Below are 16,621 nucleotides of genomic sequence, written 5' to 3' on the forward strand. Positions count from 1 at the left end.
AACGGCACGCCGGCCCGACGCCCGCCGGTACCCGGCGGGCGGACGGCCCTCAGCCCAGCTCTTCCTTGATGCGGCGCAGGATGCGGATGAAGTCCGCCTTGTTCTCGGGACCGATGATCCGGTCCAGCTCCGCGCCGTGGGCCCGCGAAGCCTTGGCGAGGGCCGCCAGGGCCGCCTCGCCCTCCGGCGTCAGGGTCAGGGCATAGCTGCGCCGGTCGGACGAGATCGTCTCGCGCCGGACCAGTCCCCGGCGCACGAAGTCGTTCAACAAAGGGGTCAGAGTCGATTTATCCCGGCCGGCCGCCGTGCTGACCGCGGTCTGCGTCACGCCCGGATTGTTGGCGATCAGCCGCAGCACCGTGTAGTGCCCGATCCGGTAGGGCACGCTGGGTCCGATCGCTTCGATCTGCCGGTTGAACGCCTGCTGGGATGCCTCGGCCGCGAGCCGCAGATGGAAGGCCGCCACGCCGGCGAGGCTGTCGAGGTTGAGTTCCTCCGGCGTCGCGGCCAGCTGATCAGTCTCTTTCGGAGCACTGGGATTTGCGGTTGACGGACTTCTTGGCATTCGATGCTCCCTTCGATCGGGAGCATAGCCGGATGGGTCCTTTCCGTTCAATCCTCTGTCGAGCGGCCGGAGCCCTCACGCCTGACGCCAGAAGAAGTACACCGTCATGGCTCCGGCGATGCCGACGACCAGGAGCTTGAGGAGTTTCTGGTCGATCCTCCGGGCGCCGCGGGCTCCCGCGTAGCCCCCCAGGATGGAGGCGACCACCATCGGAATCGTCACGGTCCAGTGGACCGCGCCGGCCAGGACGAAGGCGGCGACCGCGGCGGCGTTCATCAGGGTCGCCAACAGGATCTTCATCCCGTTCATCGCGTGGATGTCCCGCATGCCGTAGAGGGTCAGCGCCGCCAGCATCAGGAACCCGATGCCGCCGCCGAAATAGCCGCCATAGATCGAGATGACGAACTGGGCCGCCAGCACGGCCGTTCCCGACAGCCTCATCCGGGCGGAGACGCCCTTGGGCGCGAAGTTGCCGACCGCGAAGACGGTGGTGGCGAACAGCATCAGCCACGGCACAAGGTCGGCGAACACCGCGTTGGGGGTGTAGAGAAGCAGCAGCGCCCCGATCAGCCCGCCGACCAGGCTGAGGCCCACGAAGACCGGCAGGCTGAACTCGGTGATCCCCAGGATGTCGCGCCGGTAGGCGAGCGCGCTGGTCGCCTGCCCCGGGAACAGCGCCACCGTGCTGGACGCGTTGGCGAGCACCGGCGGGACGCCGGCGAACACCAGGGCCGGGAACGTTATGAAGGCTCCGCCGCCGGCGATGGCGTTGACCACCCCGGCGGCGAACGCCGCGAGCACCAGAAGCCCGATGGATAGCATCGGCGTGACCCGCGTCAGTCGGCCTTGATCGGCAGGACGAGCTGGAACGCCTTTATGGTCATGCGCTTGCGGTGGTAGAAGCGGTGCGCGTCACCGCGCTGGACGCCGGAGATGATCTCCATCTGGGCGCAGCCGCGCTCGCGCGCCTGGGCCTGCAGCCAGTCGAACAGCTTGTCGCCGAAGCCGTGCGAGCGCTGCTTGGCCGAGGTCACCAAATCCTCGACATACATATACTTGCCGCGCGACAGGGTCTCGTGGACGCGGAACCCGGCGCAGCCCGCCACCTCGCCGTTGAACCACAGAAGCGCCAGATTGTAGCCGTCGTCCATCTGGCGGCGGATCTGGTCGCGGTAGGCGCCGAGGTCCGTGTACTGGGTCCTCAGTTCCTGCATCACCGGGAAGCTGGCACCGATATCCGCATCGTTGCCGGCGAAAGTGATGGTGAATTCCTGTCCTTCCATGGCGGGCATTTTCCTCCGGTTGGTTAGGTCTGGTTCTTGTTAGTGGGATACCGTATACCAGATACCAGAGTGCCCGCAAGCCCCCTCATGCGCCCTCCGCTCATCCCGCCTCGTTGGTGAACCAGTTGGCCGTCAGGTGGTCCTCGACCGAGCGGACGCCCGGGTGGCTCTCGGCGGCGATCACCAGAGCGCGGCGCTGCTCGTCGTTCTCGACGGAGCCCCAGAGCTGGACGGTCCCGTCGGTGACGACGACGTTGATCCGGCGATGGTCGACCCAGGACTCGCGCCGCAGCAGGTCGGCGAGGCCGGTCCGGATCTGCTCGTCGCTGCTCTGCACCGGAGCTCCCGCCCGGTCCTCCACCAGGCCCTTGAGCAGGTTGGCGCGGCTGACGATGCCGACCAGGCCGCCATCCTCCACGATGGGCACGCGCTTGATGCCGTTGCGCTCCATCAGCTCGGCGAGATCGCGGAGGCTGGCATCCGGTGCCGCGCCCACCACCTCGCGGGTCATGACGTCGCCGGCATGGAGCCCGTGGGACTTGATGAAGTCGCCGACGTTGCTGCCCTGGCCGATCAGCATCTCCAGCCAGCTCGGCTTGCGGCGCTCGGTCCCGGTCTCCACCCGGCGCAGCAGGTCGCCCTCGCTGACGATGCCCAGCAGCCGGCCATCCGGGCCGACCACCGGCACGCCGCTGATCCGCTTCTCCAGCAGCAGCGCCGCGACCTGCGCGACGGGAACGTCGGGGCCGACGGTGATGACGGGGGAGGTCATGATATCTTTCGCTTGCATGGCTCTTGCTTCCTCCTGGGACTGTCTTTTCCGGTTGCCGCGGACCGGGTGACGTGGAGCGGCGCCCGGCCGGCGGGGCCGGACCGTCAGTCGAGAAAATCGCGGCCCTTGCGTATGTGCAGCGCCTCGGCCGTGTTCCTGGTCGGCGGTTCGATCGGCGCGACCCTCGAGAGTACGACCGGGCCGCGTCCCGCCTCCACCGCCCTGTCGGGGTAGCCTGGGGCGAGGCCGCCCGCGATACCCTCCTCCGCCATGGGCCGGGGCATGGTCATGCGCACCGCGATCACTTGAGGGAGGCCGCGGTCCCGGTCCCCTGGCGCTGCCGCAGCCGGGCGATCGCGAGGGAGATGACCGGCCAGAACAGCATGGCGAGGGCGAGGGTCACGATGGAGCCGACCAGTGGGTTGGACCAGAAGATGGCGAGGTCGCCCTGGGACAGCAGCATGGCCTGGCGGAACGAGCTTTCGGCCATGTCACCGAGCACCAATGCCAGGACCAGCGGGGCGAGCGGGTACGACAGCTTCTTGAAGACGTAGCCCAGCACGCCGAACACCAGCATGACGGCGATGTCCATGAAGGCGTTGTGGACGGTGTAGGCGCCGACCGCGCAGATCACGATGATGATCGGGGCGATGATGCTGAACGGGATGCGCAGGATCGAGGCGAACAGCGGCACCGTGGTCAGCACCACGATCAGGCCGACCACGTTGCCCAGGTACATGCTGGCGATCAGCCCCCAGACGAACTCCTTCTGCTCGACGAACAGCAGCGGGCCGGGCTGCAGGCCCCAGATCAGCAGCCCGCCCAGCAGCACCGCGGCGGTCGGCGAGCCGGGGATGCCGAGCGTCAGCATCGGCAGCAGCGCGCTGGTGCCCGCCGCGTGCGCCGCGGTCTCGGGCGCCACCACGCCCTCGATCTCGCCGGTGCCGAACTTGGCGCCGTTGCGCGAGAAGCGCTTGGCCAGGCCGTAGCTCATGAACGAGGCCGGCGTGGCGCCGCCCGGCGTGATGCCCATCCAGCAGCCCACGATCGAGCCGCGCAGCGCGGTGACCCAGTACTTGGGCAGCTGCTTCCAGGTCTGCAGCACGACCGCCGGGTTGATCCTGGCCGACTTGCCCTTGAAGGCCAGGCCCTCCTCCATGGTCAGCAGGATCTCGCCGATGCCGAACAGGCCGATGACCGCGATCAGGAAGTCGAACCCGCGCAGCAGCTCGACCGTGCCGAAGGTCATGCGCAGCTGGCCGGTGACGGTGTCGAGCCCGACCGCGGCCAGGGCGAAGCCGAGCATCATGGCGGTGAGCACCTTGAACGGCGATTCCTTGCCCATGCCGACGAAGCTGCAGAAGGTCAGGAGCTGGACCGCGAAGAACTCGGCCGGCCCGAAGCGGAGCGCGAAGCCGGCGATCACCGGGGCCAGGAAGGTGATCAGGATGACCGCCAGGAAGGCGCCGAAGAAGGAGGAGGTGAAGGCCGCCGTCAGCGCCTCGCCGGCGCGGCCCTGCTGGGCCATGGGATGGCCGTCGAAGGTGGTGGCGACCGACCAGGGCTCGCCCGGGATGTTGAACAGCACCGAGGTGATGGCGCCGCCGAACAGGGCTCCCCAGTAGATGCACGACAGCATGATGATCGCCGAGGTCGGCGACATGCTGAAGGTCAGCGGCAGCAGGATCGCGACCCCGTTGGCCCCGCCCAGCCCGGGCAGCACGCCGATCAGCACGCCCAGCGTGATGCCGACGAACATGTAGACGATGTTCATGGGGTCGGCGAGAACGCCGAAGCCATGCATCAGATTCATCAAAGCTTCCAAGGCACCCCTCCACCTTGGCCGCCGCCCTCGGGGGAGCGGGGCCGTTCGGCTTCGCCGTGTTGCGGACGCGCGGGTCGGTAACGGGACCGGATCAGTAGCCGAGCATCGCCTCGACCGGGCCCTTGGGCAGCGGCACCAGGAACCAGATCTCGAACATCACGAAGAGCGCGAGCGGGATCAGGATGGCGACCGGCAGGATCCTGGCGATCGGATAGCGGCCCAGCCAGGACATGAAGAAGGCGATGAAGACGGGCGCCGCGAGATAGATCCCGAGCACCCAGATCAGGCCGACGAACGCGATGGTCGGGATCAGGACCTTCAGCACCAGCATGAACTGCCCGCGCTCGACGAAGGCCGTCGTGTTCCGGGTCCTGCCGAGCAGGTTGCTGAACAGGATCGCGCCGCTCGACACGAACATGATCAGGCCGACATAGAAGGGGAAATACCCGGCCTCCGGCCCGTCGCCGGCCCAGCCGTTGCCGACGCGGTCGCTGTCGTACATGACGACCGCCGCCACGGCGGCGAACAGCAGGGCTACCGCTATTTCCATGGTGTGGTGCGTGGCGACGGCGTCCCCGTCGCGGTCACGCCGGTTGGTCTGCTGGCTCATCGCCGCTCCCCCCCGGATGATGATGATGAAGATGCGGATGGATGGGTTCCCCGGGCGCGGGCGCGCCCGGGGCTTGGCCGTGCCGTTCCTCACTTCGCGAGGAAGCCGGCCTTCTCCATCAGGGTGCGGTGGGTCGCCTCGGCCTGGGTCAGCCAGGCCTTGTACTCGTCGCCGGACTTGAAGGAGGTGTTGAAGGCGCCCTTCTCCATGAAGTCCTTCCAGTCCTGGGTCTCGCGGACCTTCTGGAAAAGGTCGACGTAGAACCGGGTCTGGTCGGCGGTGACTCCGGGCGACATGAAGATGCCGCGGAGCATGGTGTATTCGACATCCAGGCCGCTTTCCTTGCAGGTCGGCACGTCGTTCCAGGACTTGCCGTCGGCGATCGGCTCCTTGAGCGGGACCCGCTGGCCGTCGAACACGCACAGCGGCCGCAGCGCGCCGGCGCGCCACTGGGAGACCGCCTCGATCGGGTTGTTCACGCTGGAGGTGATGTGGTTGCCGACCAGCTGGGCCGCGACATCGCCGCCGCCCTTGTAGGGGATGTAGGTGAAGGTGGCGCCGGTGGCCTGCTCGATCGCGGCGGTGATGATCTGGTCTTCCTGCTTCGACCCCGTGCCGCCCATCTTGAAGCTGTTGGCGCCGCCGCTCTTGGCCGCGTCGATCAGCTCCTTGGGCGAATTGTACGGGCTCTCGGCGTTGACCCAGAGGATGAAGTTGTCCAGCGCCAGCATGGCGACCGGGGTCATGTCCTTCCAGGAGAAGGGAACGCCGGTGGCCAGCGGGGTGGTGAACAGGTTGGACAGGGTGATGATGATCTTGTGCGGGTTCCGGTTCGATCCGGAAACGTCCAGGAAGCCCTCCGCGCCGGCGCCGCCCGACTTGTTGATCACGACGACAGGCTGCTTCATCAGGTCGTTCTTCTGGATGATGCCCTGGATCATCCGGGCCATCTGGTCGGCGCCGCCGCCGGTGCCGGCCGGGACGATGAACTCGACCGACTTGGTCGGCTCCCACGCGAGGGCCGCGCCGGAGGTCAGGGTGGCAGCGGCGGCGGATGATATGGACAGGCAGGCGATCGCGGCGGCTTTGGCCGGGCGCGAAATGCTTTTCAGCACAGTCACGTCAGACTCCTCCCTATGACGCCGGTACCGTTTGCCGCTCGGATAGTCCACTCAGCAGCGGGAGCGGGCCGGCAACATCGTTGTCGTTTGGTACGCGACCGGTCGGATCGTCTTAGCGCTGGTATATGGTATGTGGCATGGCCCATACAAATCAACAGGAATTTTGCGCGAACGGGCGGGTTCGCGCAATATCGCATCGCAGCAAGTCTTTGGGAGGAGCGGCGAGTACCGCGGCGGTCCAACGTTTCCGGTCACCGCCGCGCCTTCAGGGAAGTAAATCCCCGGTGAAGGCGCTGCCGGCGTTTACGGAAGTCTTCCCGACCGACGTCAGGCGGCTTTCCGGAGATTGTTGTTGCTTACCGAGGATACCGCGGTGTCGCGCCGCTGCGGCCGAGCCATGGCGGCGACATCGGTGACGATTTCGGACAGCATCCGAGGGTCCTTGATAACGATTTCGGCGATCACGGCGGCGAGGCCGGCTACCGCCACGGCGAGGACGACGATTTCCAGGGAGATTGAGCTGAACATGGACGATTTCCTTCCGAACGGGTTGCCAGGGAGATTGCCAGGGCAGTCGATTGTGCGCTGCAGCAAATATGGCAGATGCATTGTCCCTTTGGCAAGCTTCCGGAATTACGTATCTGGTATACGAGATACGCAAGCGTCGCGTCTCTTTCGGAGTGGGGGCGCCGTATGACATGCCGCTGTCATGCGGCCGTGCTACGGAACACCGGCAATTCCGCAGGCCGGGCCGAGCGAAGCGGCCTGCGGTCGAGACGATAAACATCCCGGCAACATCCCGGTGCAATCCCATGAGCTCTATCCCCGACCCGCATGACCTCCTCCGATCGCTGACCGACCTGCGGCGCGCCGTCGCCGCGGAGGGCCGAGGCATCTGGCGCGGCTGGAACATCCGGGGCAGGCGGCGTTTCCGCATCAGCGCGCTGAACTTCGCCCATTACCTGGCATTGCGCCGGCGGGACCTGAGCCGGATGCAGACCGACCTGATGCCCTACGGCCTGTCCTCGCTGGGGCGGCTGGAGGGCCGCGTGCTCGGCAATCTCGACGCCGTCATCGGCGCGCTGACCGCCATCAACGGAAGCGCGCCCCGGAACTACCCCCGGCCGCGCGCCTTCTTCCGGGGCGAGCGGCTGCTCCGCGCCAATACGGAGGAGCTGTTCGGCGCGGTCCCGGAAGGGGCGCGCAACGCGCGCATCATGGTGACCCTGCCGAGCGAGGCCGCCGCCGATGCCGGCCTGCTGACGGCACTGCTCCGCAACGGCACCGACGTGGTCCGGATCAACTGCGCCCATGACGGGCCGGAGGCCTGGGGCCGCATGATCGCCAACCTGAGGGCCGCCGAAGCCGAAACCGGCCGGAAGGCCCGGATCCTGGCCGACCTGGGCGGGCCGAAGGTGCGCACGGGCGAGGTGCGGGCTCCCGAGGATCGGGGGCGGGTCTTTCCCGGCGACGAGATCCTGCTGGCCGGCGACTCCCTCGCTTCCCCCGACGGGTACCCGTACCAGGCGGCCTGCGAGCCCGCCGCCATCCCGGGGCGGCTCCGCGTCGGCGACCCGGTCTTCATCGACGACGGCAAGCTGAGCGGGACCGTCGTGCGTCGCGACGAGGCCGGCGCGGTGGTCCGCGTGCTCCGCGCCGGCCCCAAGGGGTACCGGCTGAAGCCCGAGAAGGGACTGAACTTCCCCTCGACGGACCTGGGGCTGCTGGCGCTCACCGAGGAGGACAGGCGCAGCCTCGACTTCATCGTCGGGCAGGTGGACATGGTGGGATACTCCTTCGTCCAGAGCGGCGCCGACGTCCGCCTGCTCCAGGAGGAGTTCGCCCGGCGCCGGCCGGAGGACTGGACCCGCATCGGCCTGATCGCGAAGATCGAGACGCCGGTCGCCGTCCGGAACCTGCCGGAGATCATCGTCCAGGCCGCGTCGCGCCAGCCGTTCGGCGTGATGATCGCGCGCGGCGACCTGGCGGTGGAGATCGGCTTCGAGCGGCTGGCCGAGATGCAGGAGGAGATCCTGTGGCTGTGCGAGGCGGCGCACGTGCCGGTGATCTGGGCGACCCAGGTGCTGGAAAGCCTGGTCCGGAAAGGGCTCCCCACCCGGGGCGACATGACCGACGCCGCCATGTCGGCCCGCGCCGAATGCGTCATGCTGAACAAGGGCCCCTATGTCGCCGACGCGGTGTCGGCGCTGGACCGGCTGCTCACCCGCATGGCCGGCAACCAGACGAAGAAGACGCCGAAGCTGCGGGCGCTGCGGAGCTGGTGAGGGGCGGGTGCCTTCCGGTGCGCGGGGATGCTACCGGGAAGGGACGTCAAGCCTGCATACACTCGTATAGCGAGTTAAACCTGTTGACTTCGACCCTTATCCGAAAGGATAAGTTCTCCCTCTGACCTGTGGCAGACCGGGAGAAGATGCATGACGGACGCCCCCCATTCACCGGCGGAACCGACCCGCCGCGACGTGCTTGCCGGAATGGCCGGCGTCGCCGCCCTGGTCCTGGCCCCCGCCGGCGTGGCGGCATCTCCCGGCGGCGTTTCGCCGCTGCTGCAGGCGTCTTCCAGGCTGACCGGCATTGCGCTGGATTCCTCCTACCTCGAGCTGGCCGACACGGTCTGGTCCACGCTGGCGCCGACCTATGGCGCGCCGGTGCTGCAGAAACTGGTGCAGGCGGTCAACGCCGCGCCGGCGGACCGGCCGCTGAAGGACGTGCTGTCCGAACAGGGCCTTCTGCCGGCGGGGCAGGCCCTGGCGACCACCTGGTACACGGGCGGCAGCGCGGTCGACCAGGGGAAGACGGTGCTTTTCTACGACGACGCGCTGATGTGGCGCGCCTGCGCCTTCACCAAGCCGCCGGCCAACTGCGGCGGCCAGTTCGGCTATTGGGAGCAGGCCTGGACCCCGGGCGCCTCCGGGCCGGCCCCGGCGAGCAAGACCTGACGGACCACGGGCGAGAGGAACCGACATGACCAATCCGATTCCCCGTTTCAGTGGCGCGCCGGTGGTGGAGGGCGTCTCCGCCGACGTGGTGATCGTCGGCTCCGGCGTGGTCGGCGGCCTCGCCGCCCATGCGCTGGCGACCCTGGGCCACTCCGTGATCCTGCTGGACGCCGGGCCGCGCATCGACCGCGTCGAGGCGGTGGAGCGTTTCCGCGCCTCGCCGACCAAGGGCTCCAACGCCCCTTACGAGAACCCCTGGTACGCGCCGCAGCCGGACGACGCCGATTTTAACGGCTACTACGTCCAGACGGCCGGGCAGAAGACCTTCCAGGGCCTCTATGTCCGCGGGGTGGGCGGGACGTCCTGGCACTGGACCGGCCATGCCGAGCGGCACTATCCCAACGATTTCCGGATGAAGTCGGCCTATGGGGTCGGCGTGGACTGGCCGATCTCCTACGACGACATGCTGCCCTATTACCTGCGCGTCGAGCAGGAATGGGGCGTCGCCGGCGACGACACGGACTATATCGGCCCCGACCGCCACGGCGAGAAGTTCCCGCTGCCCAAGGTGCCGATGTCCTATTCCGACCACGAGATCGGCAGGGTGTCGAAGCAGGTCGCGTTCGGCTACGACTGCGCCGGCACCCGGTTCGACCCGGTCCCGCTGGAGTACGGCCCCTATCCACACGCCCGCAACTCCATTCCCCATGACGGACGGCCGCAATGCTGCGGCAACGCGTCCTGCCGCTTCGTCTGCCCGATCGCCGCCAAGTACGATGCGAGCGTCCATGTCACGAAGGCCGAACTGCTCGGCGTCCGGGTCCTGGACAAGCGGGTGGTCCACCATGTCGAGACGGGACCCTCCGGCATGATCGCCGGCGTGCGCTACCGCCATCCCGACGGCTGGGAAGGCCGCGCCGTCGGCAGGCGCTATATCCTGGCCGCCCACGCCATCGAGACGCCCAAGCTCCTGCTGATGTCGACCGGCGAGTACGCCCCCCGGGGCGTCGCCAACTCGTCCGGCATGGTCGGGCGCAACCTGATCGCCCTGGCCGACGTCAACACCATGGGCCTGGCGGTGAAAGAGACCTTCCCCTATCGCGGGCCGGTCAGCGCCACCGGCGGCCTGAAGGCGCTTCGCGACGGAAATTTCCGGAAGGTCCACGGCGCCATCGCGACCAACTTCGTCAACGGCGGCTGGAACGCCTCGCTGGGACCGGCGCAGCGGGCGCAGAAGCTGATCGGGGAAGGCGTGTTCGGGGCCGACCTGGCGAAGCGGATGCTGGAGCAGACGGCGCGCGAGGTGACCCTCGGCAGCATGGTCGACGTGCTGCCGGACCCGTCCAACCGGATCGTCCCCGACTTCGAGAAGCTGGATGCGCTGGGCATCCCGCGCCCCAAGGTGACCTTCGCCTGGGACGAGTACACCGACCGCGGCATCCAGGTCGCCCGCGACATGCACAGGGCCATCTTCACGGCGATGAAGGTGCCGAAGGACACCTGGCAGGAGCCGGAGCCCGACGTGGAGATGGCGGTGATCGCCGGGACGACCCGGATGGGCATCGATCCGCGGGACTCGGTGGTGGATACGTCCTGCAAGGCGCACGACCACCCGAACCTCTACATCATCGGGACCGGCGTCTATCCGACGACGGGCATCGTGTCGCCGTCCATGACCGCGGCCGGCCTCGCCCTGCGGGCGGCAGACGAGATCCACGCCAATTTCGGCCACGGCTGAGCCAGGGGATACGGCCATGAACGATCGTTCCAAGACTCCGGCGATCAGCCGGCGCACCGTGGTGACCGGTGCCGGCGCGCTGGCGCTGACCGCCTGCCTGCCGGACGTCGGCCGCGCCCAAGGCCCCGCCCAGGCCCCCGCCTGCACGGCGGCGGGAGATACCGCGTGCGGCAAGCTGGAGAACGCGCTGATCGCCCCGCCGGAGCGCAGCTCCGACCCCGACCGACGGAGGCTGGAGGTCGCGATCGACGCGGTCTACGGCTATTACGACCTGGACGGCAGGCCGGTGGCGCTCCGGGGCTATGACGGCGGCCCGCGGCCCGTCACGCTGCGGGTGAGGGCGGGGGACACGCTGGCGCTGGACCTCGCCAACCGGCTGCCCATGGGGCCGACCCCGGCGGCCGCGGCCGACGGCGGGCATGGGAACGGGCACGGGCACCACGGCGCGCCGGCGGACATACCGGGCATGTCGGGACTCAACGTGCCGCACGGCTTCAACCTGACCAACATGCATGTCCACGGCCTGCACGTCTCGCCCAAGCGGCCGTCCGACTATGTCCTGCTGACCGTCGAGCCGGGCCGGACCGAGCATTACAGCTACGCCATCCCGCCGAACCATCCCTGCGGGCTGAACTTCTACCACGCGCACCACCACGGCTCGGTGGCGCTCCAGGTGGCGGGCGGCATGGCCGGCGCGCTGATCGTCGAGGGCAAGGTCGACGCCATCAAGGAGATCGCCGCCTGCAAGGACGTGGTGATGCTGCTCCAGAGCCTGCCGGTGGACGATCGCGGCCAGCTGGAGGACTACAGGACGCTCGACGTCGGCACCCAGGTCTACATCAACGGCCAGAAGAACCCGTCCATCTGCATGAAGCGCGGTGAGGTGCAGCGCTGGCGTCTGGTCAACGCCACCCACGACCGCTTCCTGACGCTGAAACTTCAGGAACACGGCTTCGTGGCGCTGGGCTACGACGGCAATCCGCTGGAGAAGACGGAGCGCGCCGACACCGTCTTCCTCGCCCCGGGCAACCGCGCCGAGGTCCTGGTCAAGGCGGCGGACAAGCCCGGGCTCTACACGCTGGACGGCGGCAGCAACTTCGGTGTCACCTACGGCACGATCGGTACCGTGTCGGTTATCGAGGAGCAGTGCGGCATGAAGCTCTACGAGGGGCCGCTCGTCAGCTATGCCGAGGATTTCGACGGCCACCTCAAGCCCATCGCGGAAGACGAGATCGTGACCGGCCGGCGCGTCGGCTTCGGCCAGATCGGGACGCTGCCCAACTGGACCTGGACCATCGACGGCAAGCCCTTCGCGGCGGACGAGAAGGGCTTCACCGCGAAGCTCGGCACCGCCGAGGAGTGGGTGCTGACCAACCAGACCAACGATCCGCACCCGTTCCACATCCACATCAACCCGTTCCAGGTCCTGGAAGCCAGCGGGCTTCCCGTCCCGGTGCCGCCGGGCCGCTGGCTGGACACGATCACCATCCCGCCCCACGGCCATGTCCGCCTGCGCACCCGCTACCGCGACTTCGACGGCCTCTTCGTCTTCCACTGCCATACCCTGGCCCACGAGGACCAGGGCATGATGAGGCTGATCACCGTGGAGGCGTGAGGGGACGATCCTAAGACCGGGCCGTCAGGTCCGGTCGTCCTCCGGCAGGAAGCCGGCCATGTAATCGTCGGCGGGGCTGCCGTGCTTCTCGTAGAACTCGTTCCACGAGGCGCAGACTTCCTTGAGATGGCGATCGCACCCCATCTTCTTCCGACGCTCTTCCGCGACGGCTTCCGCAAGCAGCTTCTCGACATAATCGGAGAGGTTGTCCGTATACTCGCCGGCGGCGCGAACAAGATCCTCGTTCAGCGTCATGCTGATCCGCGCCTTGGGAGCGGAGAGATTATAAAACTCACCTGTACCGATGCGCATGGTTTCCCCGTGAAAAGAGCCGCGGAAACATACCCTGTTCGGTATTGCCGGTGAAGCCTAGTCCGACGCGCGGCACCCCTAGCAGGGATGAAGCGCTCCGCCGCTCCGCAGCATTTTCCCGCATCGTGAAAAACCACTCCAAAGTCGTTGATGCCCTCCCGGTTTGGTGCTTAGCATCTGGCATACAGGATACAAAAACCGGTCACACGGTCTCGCTCACAAGAGCCTGATCACAGGGAGGGTCAGAAATGCCCAGGATGACGGCTATCGAAGCGGCGGTTCATGTGCTGGAGAAGGAGGGCGTCACGATCTGTTTCGGCGTCCCCGGCGCCGCCATCAACCCGTTCTATTCGGCGCTTCAGCGGAACGGCAGGATCGGCCACATATTGGCGCGCCACGTCGAGGGCGCCTCGCACATGGCCGAGGGCTACACCCGCGCCGAAGCCGGCAATATCGGGATCTGCGTCGGGACCTCGGGTCCGGCGGGCACCGACATGATCACCGGCCTCTATTCCGCCCAGGCCGACAGCATCCCGATCCTCTGCATCACCGGGCAGGCGCCGCGCGCCCGGCTGCACAAGGAGGATTTCCAGGCGATCGACATCGCGAGCATCGCCAAGCCCGTGACCAAGTGGGCGACGACCGTGCTGGAGCCGGCCCAGGTGCCCTACGTCTTCCAGCAGGCGTTCCACACCATGCGCTCCGGCCGGCCCGGCCCGGTGCTGATCGACCTGCCGCTCGACGTCCAGCTGGCGGAGATCGAGTTCGACATCGACACCTACGAGCCGCTGAAGCCCTACAAGCCGGCCGCGACCCGCCAGCAGATCGAAAAGGCGCTGGCGATGCTGGACGCGGCGGAGCGTCCGCTGATCGTCGCCGGCGGCGGCATCATCAACGCCGACGCCTCGGCGCAGCTGGTCGAGTTCGCCGAGATCACCGGCGTGCCGGTCATCCCGACCCTGATGGGCTGGGGCACGATCCCCGACGACCATCCCTTGATGGCCGGCATGGTGGGATTGCAGACCTCGCACCGCTACGGCAACGCCACGATGCTGAAGTCCGACTTCGTGCTGGGGATCGGCAACCGCTGGGCCAACCGCCATACCGGTTCGGTCGCGACCTACACGAAGGACCGCAAGTTCGTCCATGTGGACATCGAGCCGACCCAGATCGGCCGGGTGTTCATGCCGGACTTCGGCATCGTGTCCGACGCGGGCGCCGCCCTGGACCTGTTCGTCGAGGTCGCCCGCGAGATGAAGGCCGCGGGCAAGCTGAGGGACCGCTCCGCCTGGGCCGCTGAGTGCCTGACCCGCAAGCGGACCATGCACCGGCGCACCGATTACGACAACGTGCCGATCAAGCCGCAGCGCGTCTATCAGGAGATGAACCAGGCCTTCGGCGAGGACACCTGCTACATCAGCACGATCGGGCTGTCGCAGATCGCCGGCGCCCAGTTCCTCCACGTCTACAAGCCGCGGCACTGGATCAACTGCGGCCAGGCCGGCCCCCTGGGCTGGACCCTGCCGGCGGCGCTCGGCGTCCGGGCGGCCGATCCGAAAAGGCGGATCGTCGCCCTGTCGGGCGACTACGACTTCCAGTTCCTGATCGAGGAGCTGGCGGTCGGCGCCCAGTTCAAGCTGCCCTACATCCATGTGGTCGTGAACAACTCCTACCTGGGGCTGATCCGGCAGGCCCAGCGCGGCTTCCAGATGGACTTCCAGGTCCAGCTCTCGTTCGAGAACGTCAACGCGCCGGAACTGAACGGCTACGGCGTCGACCATGTCGCGGTCGCCCAGGGCTTCGGCTGCAAGGCGATCCGGGTGACCGATCCGAACGAGATCCAGTCCGCCTTCGCCCAGGCCGACGCCCTGATGGAGGAGTTCCAGGTCCCGGTCGTCGTCGAGATCATCCTGGAGCGGGTGACCAACATCGCGATGGGCACGGAGATCGACAACGTGACCGAGTTCGAGGAGATCCTCGACCTGCCGGAGGTGCAGCCGACCCGCGTGCTGGTCTGAAACCGTGAGGCCCCGGGGGCGGCCCGCCTCCGGGGCCGGGGCCATCACACATATATAGAGGAGTGCGCGTCATGCCGAAATTCGCGGCGAACCTGACGATGCTGTTCACCGAGCATGACTTCCTTGACCGGTTCGAGAAGGCCGCCAAGCACGGTTTCCGCGGCGTCGAATATCTCTTCCCCTATCCGTACAAGCCGGACGAACTGGCGGAGAAGCTTCGCGCCCACGACCTGACCCAGGTCCTGCACAACCTGCCCGCCGGCGACTGGGGCGCCGGGGAGCGCGGCATCGCCTGCCTGCCCGACCGGGTCGGCGAGTTCCAGGACGGCGTCGGCAAGGCGATCGAGTATGCCAAGGCGCTGAACTGCCCGCAGGTCAACTGCCTGGCCGGCATCGCCCCGTCCGGGGTGGACGCCGCGACGCTGCGCGACACCTTCGTCGGCAACATCAAGTTCGCCGCCGACGCGCTGAAGCGCGAGGGCATCCGCCTGCTGATCGAGCCGATCAACACGATCGACATCCCCGGATTCTACCTGACCCGGACGGGACAGGCGGTCGATCTGATCGACCAGACCGGCTCGGACAACATCTTCGTGCAGTACGACATCTACCACATGCAGATCATGGAGGGCGACCTCGCCCGCACGATCGAGAAGAACCTGTCCCGGATCGCCCATGTCCAGCTGGCCGACAACCCCGGCCGCAACGAGCCCGGCACCGGCGAGATCAACTACCCGTTCCTGTACGGCCATCTCGACCGCATCGGCTACGACGGCTGGATCGGCTGCGAGTACAAGCCACGCGGAAAGACCGAGGACGGACTCGGCTGGTTTACGAACGCCTGAACGGCGCGCATAATCAAATAGACGGAGGAATCGACTATGGATGTAGGCTTCATCGGTCTCGGCATCATGGGCCGCCCCATGGCGGACCACCTAATCAATGCCGGCCACCGGCTGTTCCTGTACGACGTGAAGCCGGTCCCCGACGACCTGACGTCCAAGGGCGGAACCGCCTGCGCTTCGGCGAAGGAGGTCGCGTCCAAGGCCGAGATCATCATCACCATGGTGCCGGACACGCCCCACGTGGAGGCGGCCCTGTTCGGCCCGGAGGGCGTCGCCAAGGGCCTGTCCGAAGGCAAGACCGTGGTCGACATGAGCTCGATCGCCCCGATCGAGACCAAGCGGTTCGCCGCCGAGATCAACAAGCTGGGCTGCGACTACCTGGACGCCCCGGTGTCGGGCGGCGAGGTCGGCGCCAAGGCGGCGTCGCTGACCATCATGGTCGGCGGGCCGGAGCGGGCCTTCGAGAAGGTCAAGCCCCTGTTCGAGAAGATGGGCAAGAACATCACGCTGGTCGGCGGCAACGGCGACGGGCAGACCACCAAGGTCGCCAACCAGATCATCGTGGCGCTGAACATCCAGGCGGTCGCCGAGGCGCTGCTGTTCGCGGCCCGCGCGGGCGCCGACCCGGCCAAGGTGCGGCAGGCGCTGATGGGCGGCTTCGCCGGCTCCAAGGTGCTGGAAATCCACGGTGACCGGATGATCAAGCGGACCTTCGACCCGGGCTTCCGCATCGAGCTGCACCAGAAGGACCTGAACCTGGCGCTCCAGGGCGCCCGCGCGCTCAACATCGCCTTGCCGAACACCGCCACCGCCCAGCAGCTGTTCAGCGCCTGCGCGGCCCAGGGCGGCTCGCAGTGGGACCATTCCGGTCTCGTGCGCATCCTGGAAACCATGAGCGGTTTCGAAATCGGCCAGACCGCGCCCGGCTCGGGCGACGACTGACCTTACCGGCGATGAGGA

Annotated in this window: 17 protein-coding genes; 7 read left to right on the forward strand and 10 right to left on the reverse strand. The window is 67.6% G+C overall.

Annotated features, from left to right (window positions below):
• Positions 1-49: 49 nt before the first annotated feature.
• From JL100_RS33295 to JL100_RS33335, 9 genes are all read right to left on the reverse strand, one after another.
• The gene (locus JL100_RS33295; protein ID WP_202684692.1) at positions 50-565 is read right to left on the reverse strand and encodes a MarR family winged helix-turn-helix transcriptional regulator; all 516 of its coding nucleotides are present in this window, start codon (positions 563-565) and stop codon (positions 50-52) included.
• Positions 566-640: 75 nt separating this feature from the next.
• The gene (locus JL100_RS33300) at positions 641-1,387 is read right to left on the reverse strand and encodes a sulfite exporter TauE/SafE family protein (protein WP_202684691.1); all 747 of its coding nucleotides are present in this window, start codon (positions 1,385-1,387) and stop codon (positions 641-643) included.
• 14 nt (positions 1,388-1,401) lie between these two features.
• Entirely contained in the window at positions 1,402-1,848 is a 447-nt protein-coding gene (locus JL100_RS33305) for a GNAT family N-acetyltransferase (protein ID WP_202684690.1), read from the reverse strand.
• Positions 1,849-1,948: 100 nt separating this feature from the next.
• Positions 1,949-2,638, reverse strand: a complete 690-nt coding sequence (locus JL100_RS33310; protein ID WP_202684689.1) for a CBS domain-containing protein — start codon at positions 2,636-2,638, stop codon at positions 1,949-1,951.
• Positions 2,639-2,724: 86 nt separating this feature from the next.
• Complete coding sequence (locus JL100_RS33315; RefSeq protein ID WP_202684688.1) at positions 2,725-2,910, reverse strand: hypothetical protein; 186 nt, start codon at positions 2,908-2,910, stop codon at positions 2,725-2,727.
• Between the two features lie 11 nt (positions 2,911-2,921).
• Positions 2,922-4,445 (reverse strand): tripartite tricarboxylate transporter permease, encoded by a 1,524-nt coding sequence (locus JL100_RS33320; RefSeq protein WP_228421722.1) that lies wholly within the window; start codon positions 4,443-4,445, stop codon positions 2,922-2,924.
• A 91-nt stretch (positions 4,446-4,536) separates the two neighbouring features.
• Positions 4,537-5,055 (reverse strand): tripartite tricarboxylate transporter TctB family protein, encoded by a 519-nt coding sequence (locus JL100_RS33325; protein ID WP_202682929.1) that lies wholly within the window; start codon positions 5,053-5,055, stop codon positions 4,537-4,539.
• A gap of 89 nt (positions 5,056-5,144) precedes the next feature.
• Positions 5,145-6,167 (reverse strand): Bug family tripartite tricarboxylate transporter substrate binding protein, encoded by a 1,023-nt coding sequence (locus JL100_RS33330; protein ID WP_407697062.1) that lies wholly within the window; start codon positions 6,165-6,167, stop codon positions 5,145-5,147.
• Positions 6,168-6,503: 336 nt separating this feature from the next.
• On the reverse strand, positions 6,504-6,704 hold the full coding sequence (locus JL100_RS33335; RefSeq protein WP_202682930.1) for a hypothetical protein: 201 nt from the start codon (positions 6,702-6,704) through the stop codon (positions 6,504-6,506).
• Positions 6,705-6,988: 284 nt separating this feature from the next.
• Between JL100_RS33335 and JL100_RS33340 the strand changes: the two genes are divergently transcribed.
• From JL100_RS33340 to JL100_RS33355, 4 genes are all read left to right on the forward strand, one after another.
• A complete protein-coding gene (locus tag JL100_RS33340) occupies positions 6,989-8,461 on the forward strand; it encodes a pyruvate kinase (RefSeq protein ID WP_202682931.1) in 1,473 nt (490 codons plus the stop codon).
• 150 nt (positions 8,462-8,611) lie between these two features.
• On the forward strand, positions 8,612-9,133 hold the full coding sequence (locus JL100_RS33345; protein ID WP_202682932.1) for a sugar dehydrogenase complex small subunit: 522 nt from the start codon (positions 8,612-8,614) through the stop codon (positions 9,131-9,133).
• Positions 9,134-9,158: 25 nt separating this feature from the next.
• Complete coding sequence (locus JL100_RS33350) at positions 9,159-10,871, forward strand: GMC oxidoreductase (protein WP_202682933.1); 1,713 nt, start codon at positions 9,159-9,161, stop codon at positions 10,869-10,871.
• Between the two features lie 16 nt (positions 10,872-10,887).
• Positions 10,888-12,486, forward strand: coding sequence for a multicopper oxidase family protein (locus JL100_RS33355; protein ID WP_202682934.1), 1,599 nt, complete (start codon positions 10,888-10,890; stop codon positions 12,484-12,486).
• Between the two features lie 24 nt (positions 12,487-12,510).
• Here JL100_RS33355 and JL100_RS33360 read toward each other — a convergent pair whose 3' ends face one another.
• Positions 12,511-12,798, reverse strand: a complete 288-nt coding sequence (locus JL100_RS33360; protein ID WP_202682935.1) for a type II toxin-antitoxin system CcdA family antitoxin — start codon at positions 12,796-12,798, stop codon at positions 12,511-12,513.
• 248 nt (positions 12,799-13,046) lie between these two features.
• Here JL100_RS33360 and gcl point away from each other — a divergent pair, with 248 nt between their 5' ends.
• The 3 genes from gcl to glxR all read left to right on the forward strand — a co-directional run bounded on the left by gcl (position 13,047) and on the right by glxR (position 16,603).
• Positions 13,047-14,816, forward strand: a complete 1,770-nt coding sequence (gene gcl / locus JL100_RS33365; RefSeq protein ID WP_202682936.1) for a glyoxylate carboligase — start codon at positions 13,047-13,049, stop codon at positions 14,814-14,816.
• A 71-nt stretch (positions 14,817-14,887) separates the two neighbouring features.
• Positions 14,888-15,661, forward strand: coding sequence for a hydroxypyruvate isomerase (hyi, locus tag JL100_RS33370; protein WP_202682937.1), 774 nt, complete (start codon positions 14,888-14,890; stop codon positions 15,659-15,661).
• A 36-nt stretch (positions 15,662-15,697) separates the two neighbouring features.
• Positions 15,698-16,603 (forward strand): 2-hydroxy-3-oxopropionate reductase, encoded by a 906-nt coding sequence (glxR, locus tag JL100_RS33375; protein WP_202682938.1) that lies wholly within the window; start codon positions 15,698-15,700, stop codon positions 16,601-16,603.
• The last annotated feature ends 18 nt before the right edge of the window (positions 16,604-16,621 follow it).

Source organism: Skermanella mucosa, from assembly GCF_016765655.2.
GTDB lineage: Bacteria > Pseudomonadota > Alphaproteobacteria > Azospirillales > Azospirillaceae > Skermanella > Skermanella mucosa.

Coding starts and splice junctions, on each gene's coding strand:
- JL100_RS33295 (WP_202684692.1), bottom strand. CDS start 565: ATGCCAAGAAGTCCGTCAACCGCAAATCCCAGTGCTCCGAAAGAGACT.
- JL100_RS33300 (WP_202684691.1), bottom strand. CDS start 1,387: ATGCTATCCATCGGGCTTCTGGTGCTCGCGGCGTTCGCCGCCGGGGTG.
- JL100_RS33305 (WP_202684690.1), bottom strand. CDS start 1,848: ATGGAAGGACAGGAATTCACCATCACTTTCGCCGGCAACGATGCGGAT.
- JL100_RS33310 (WP_202684689.1), bottom strand. CDS start 2,638: ATGCAAGCGAAAGATATCATGACCTCCCCCGTCATCACCGTCGGCCCC.
- JL100_RS33315 (WP_202684688.1), bottom strand. CDS start 2,910: ATGACCATGCCCCGGCCCATGGCGGAGGAGGGTATCGCGGGCGGCCTC.
- JL100_RS33325 (WP_202682929.1), bottom strand. CDS start 5,055: ATGAGCCAGCAGACCAACCGGCGTGACCGCGACGGGGACGCCGTCGCC.
- JL100_RS33335 (WP_202682930.1), bottom strand. CDS start 6,704: ATGTTCAGCTCAATCTCCCTGGAAATCGTCGTCCTCGCCGTGGCGGTA.
- JL100_RS33340 (WP_202682931.1), top strand. CDS start 6,989: ATGAGCTCTATCCCCGACCCGCATGACCTCCTCCGATCGCTGACCGAC.
- JL100_RS33345 (WP_202682932.1), top strand. CDS start 8,612: ATGACGGACGCCCCCCATTCACCGGCGGAACCGACCCGCCGCGACGTG.
- JL100_RS33350 (WP_202682933.1), top strand. CDS start 9,159: ATGACCAATCCGATTCCCCGTTTCAGTGGCGCGCCGGTGGTGGAGGGC.
- JL100_RS33355 (WP_202682934.1), top strand. CDS start 10,888: ATGAACGATCGTTCCAAGACTCCGGCGATCAGCCGGCGCACCGTGGTG.
- JL100_RS33360 (WP_202682935.1), bottom strand. CDS start 12,798: ATGCGCATCGGTACAGGTGAGTTTTATAATCTCTCCGCTCCCAAGGCG.
- gcl (WP_202682936.1), top strand. CDS start 13,047: ATGCCCAGGATGACGGCTATCGAAGCGGCGGTTCATGTGCTGGAGAAG.
- hyi (WP_202682937.1), top strand. CDS start 14,888: ATGCCGAAATTCGCGGCGAACCTGACGATGCTGTTCACCGAGCATGAC.
- glxR (WP_202682938.1), top strand. CDS start 15,698: ATGGATGTAGGCTTCATCGGTCTCGGCATCATGGGCCGCCCCATGGCG.